Below are 3,763 nucleotides of genomic sequence, written 5' to 3' on the forward strand. Positions count from 1 at the left end.
GGTGGCGAGGCTGCGCTGGTAGAGTGCCGCCGGCAGCTGGATCGATCCGCCTTTCGCATCCTGCAGCGTCAAGAGCACGATGTGCCCGTAAAGCGTGCTGGCGATCAGCGACTGCGCGAAGGTCGCCGGGCCACCGGTCTCGACGACGAGATCGATGCCGCCGGTCTGGTCGCGGACGGCCGCACCCCATTGCGGCATATCCGGTGTCGAAATCACCAGGTCGGCGCCCAGCGCCCGCAGCCTGTCGGCTTTCTCGCCGCGCGAGGTGACGGCGGCGACATGGCAGCCGAGCAGCTTGGCGAACTGCAATGCAAAGAGCGAGACGCCGCCCGAGCCGATGACCAGAACCCATTGGCCGGGCTTCGGAATTCCGGCGCCCGTCACCGCATTCCAGGCGGTCAGGCCGGCGCAGGTCAGCGTTGCGGCCTCTTGCCAGTCGAGATGATCGGGCAGCCGCACCGCCCATTGTTCGTCGAGAACCGCATATTCCGCCAGCATGCCGTCCAGCGTGCAGCCGAGCTGATCGACGAGCCCGGCATGGATGCGGCCGTCGATCCAGCGCGCGAAATAGCTGCCGGTGACACGGTCGCCGACGGCAAAGCGGGTGACGGCAGCGCCGACGGCGACAACCTCACCAGCCCCGTCGCTCAGCGGAACGACGCCTTGGCGTGGCGGCAGCGGATAGGTGCCGTTGAGGATCATCGTGTCGCGTCGGTTGAGCGATGTGGCGCGAACGCGCACCACGATCTCATGCGGTTTCGGCTCTGGCTGCGCCGCCTCGCGCATCACCAGGGATTCGGTCCCGGATCCTTCGAGGCGGTAGTTGCGCATTTCGTTCTCCTCAAGGAATATATAGACTGATCTACATATTATGTAGACCGATTGTCATATTTTGCGCAAGGCCTATAATGATCTCTCCTGACAGAGGTTGACATGGCCAACGACACCCGCACCCGCATACTCGAGACGACTGGGCTGCTGCTCAGGCAGCGCGGCTATCACGGCACCTCGCTCAACGACATATTGAGCGCCAGCGGCGCACCGCGGGGCTCGCTGTATTTTCATTTTCCCGGCGGCAAGGACCAATTGGTCATCGAGGTGACGCGCGCCAGCGTTGCCGACGTGACGGAGAGGCTGGGCGAAGCGCTGGCCGCCGAAAAGGATCCGGCGGTAGCCGTCCATCATATCTACCAGTCGGTGGGGCGCATGCTGGAAGACAACCAGTTTTCACTCGGCTGTCCGATCGCGCCTGTCGTGCTGGACTCGCCCACCGACGTGCCGGAACTGGCGGAGTTGTGCCGCTCGGCCTTCGAACAGTGGATAGGCCTGCTGCGGGACGCCTTCGTCAGGGCAGGGGTGCCCGCGCGCCGCGCGCATGCATTGGCACTGCTGGTCGAATCGTCACTGGAAGGGCTGATGGTGATCGCCCGCGCCACAAGCGACCGCGCCCCGGTACAGGCCGTGGCCGATGAGGTGGCGGCGTTGATCGAAGCCGCGGTGCTTGATGGAGCAGGCCGCAATCGCGACGCGGCGATTTCCGCGGTCGGGATATCCTCACCGGGGACCTAACGTTGCGACCGCGCCTGATGTGGTCAACGCGGCAAAGACCCAGCGTATTCCAGCCATGCAGCCGAAGGCAGTGGGCTTTTTGCGCAGCTAATCCACAATGTCTTTGCGAGCAGCTGAAGCAAGGAAGGCCGAGCGTGTCTGTCCACGTTCACGCGCCGTCGCATCGATAGCTTCGAGCAGGCCCAGATCGGAAGATACGTTGATCCGCGTCGTTGATCCGCGATCACGGATCAACGGAATGACAGTCGTCATGGCGCCGTCGCGATCCTCCGCCAGTTCGGGATCGCTCATGATGGCATCGAAGTCGCGCGGCGGCGGAACGGGATCGCCATCCCCTTCCAGCATCCGGACATGGCCCGACAGCGCCTCTACGCCGTTGCGTACGGCTTCGTCGATCGTAACTCCGGCCGAGATGCAGCCAGGCATGTCGGGGAAGCTCACACCGTAGATGCTATCCGGGTCTTTGTGAAAGCAATGTAACGCAAGCTTCTCACTTTTGGTTCAGGAGGCCCGCCTGCTTCAACAAAGCGCGAACGGTTCCTGTCGGTATATCCCTTACGCGGATGTGGAATTGTAACGCGACCTGTAGACGACAGCCAACACCCGTTCTGACGCGTCCTAAAAGAACGAAAAAGGGCGGCATCGCTGCCGCCCTTTCCGTAAGCTTAGCCAGGTTGGCTGGATTAGAAATCCATGCCGCCCATGCCGCCCATGCCGCCGCCACCCATGCCGCCAGGCATGCCGCCGCCAGCCGACTCCTTCTTCGGAGCCTCCGCGATCATGGCTTCGGTGGTGACGAGCAGGCCGGCGACCGAGGCCGCGTCCTGGAGAGCGGTGCGGACAACCTTGACCGGATCGACGATACCCATGGCGATCATGTCGCCATATTCGCCGGTCTGGGCGTTGTAGCCGAAGGTCGCGCCCTTGTTCTCAAGGATCTTGCCGGCAACGATCGATGCTTCCGCACCGGCGTTGGCCGCGATCTGGCGGGCCGGAGCCTGCAGCGCACGACGAACGATGTTGATGCCGGCGGCCTGGTCGGCATTGACGCCGGTGGCCTTGATGTTGGCCGAAGCGCGCAGCAGCGCAACGCCACCACCAGCAACGATGCCTTCTTCGACGGCCGCGCGGGTCGCGTTGAGGGCGTCATCGACGCGGTCCTTCTTTTCCTTGACTTCGATCTCGGTCGCACCGCCGACGCGGATGACGGCAACGCCGCCGGCGAGCTTGGCGAGACGTTCCTGCAGCTTCTCCTTGTCGTAGTCCGAAGTGGTCTCTTCGATCTGCTGCTTGATCTGGGCAACGCGGCCCTGGATCTCCGCCTTCTTGCCGGCGCCGTCGACGATGGTGGTGTTCTCCTTGGAGATCGACACCTTCTTGGCGCGGCCGAGCATGTTGAGGCCGACGTTCTCGAGCTTGATGCCGAGGTCTTCCGAGATGACCTGGCCACCGGTGAGGATGGCGATGTCTTCCAGCATGGCCTTGCGGCGATCACCGAAGCCCGGCGCCTTGACGGCGGCGATCTTCAGGCCGCCACGTAGCTTGTTGACGACTAGCGTGGCCAGAGCCTCGCCTTCGACGTCTTCCGAGATGATGACCAGCGGCTTCGAGGTCTGCACGACAGCCTCGAGGATCGGCAGCATGGCCTGCAGGTTGGAGAGCTTCTTCTCGTGCAGGAGGATGTAGACGTCCTCGAGCTCGGCAACCATCTTGTCGGCGTTGGTGACGAAGTAGGGCGAGAGATAGCCGCGGTCGAACTGCATGCCTTCGACGACTTCGAGTTCGGTCTCGGCGGTCTTGGCTTCCTCAACCGTGATGACGCCTTCGTTGCCGACCTTCTGCATCGCTTCCGCGATCATCTTGCCGACCGACTCGTCGCCATTGGCCGAGATCGTGCCGACCTGGGCAACTTCCTCGGAGGTTTTGATCTTCTTGGCAGCCTTGCCGAGCGCCGAGACGACTTCGGTCACGGCCAGATCGATGCCGCGCTTCAGGTCCATCGGGTTCATGCCGGCGGCAACGGCCTTGTGGCCTTCCTGGACGATCGACTGCGCCAGAACGGTCGCGGTCGTGGTGCCGTCGCCGGCGATGTCGTTGGTCTTCGAAGCAACTTCGCGGACCATCTGAGCGCCCATGTTCTCGAACTTGTCTTCAAGCTCGATTTCCTTGGCGACGGTGACGCCGTCCTTAGTGA

Annotated in this window: 3 protein-coding genes and 1 pseudogene; 1 reads left to right on the forward strand and 3 read right to left on the reverse strand. The window is 63.2% G+C overall.

The features are described from left to right. The coding region (locus EN914_RS27855; protein WP_164778964.1) for an NAD(P)-dependent alcohol dehydrogenase at positions 1 to 831 on the reverse strand (831 nt) is incomplete at its 3' end. Between the two features lie 102 nt (positions 832 to 933). On the opposite strand from EN914_RS27855, the gene EN914_RS27860 reads away from it, so the two are divergent. Next, positions 934 to 1,569 (forward strand): TetR/AcrR family transcriptional regulator, encoded by a 636-nt coding sequence (locus EN914_RS27860; RefSeq protein ID WP_013532391.1) that lies wholly within the window; start codon positions 934 to 936, stop codon positions 1,567 to 1,569. An 87-nt stretch (positions 1,570 to 1,656) separates the two neighbouring features. Here the strand turns inward: EN914_RS27860 and EN914_RS27865 are convergent. Both EN914_RS27865 and groL read right to left on the reverse strand, forming a co-directional pair. Then, a pseudogene (locus tag EN914_RS27865) lies at positions 1,657 to 2,028 on the reverse strand (type II toxin-antitoxin system HicB family antitoxin); the annotation flags it as partial. 224 nt (positions 2,029 to 2,252) lie between these two features. Then, a partial coding sequence (groL, locus tag EN914_RS27870; RefSeq protein ID WP_127389393.1) for a chaperonin GroEL occupies positions 2,253 to 3,763 on the reverse strand: 1,511 nt, incomplete at its 5' end.

Origin of the sequence: Mesorhizobium sp. M7A.F.Ca.CA.001.08.2.1, assembly GCF_003998455.1 — a bacterium.
GTDB classification, from domain to species: domain Bacteria; phylum Pseudomonadota; class Alphaproteobacteria; order Rhizobiales; family Rhizobiaceae; genus Mesorhizobium; species Mesorhizobium ciceri.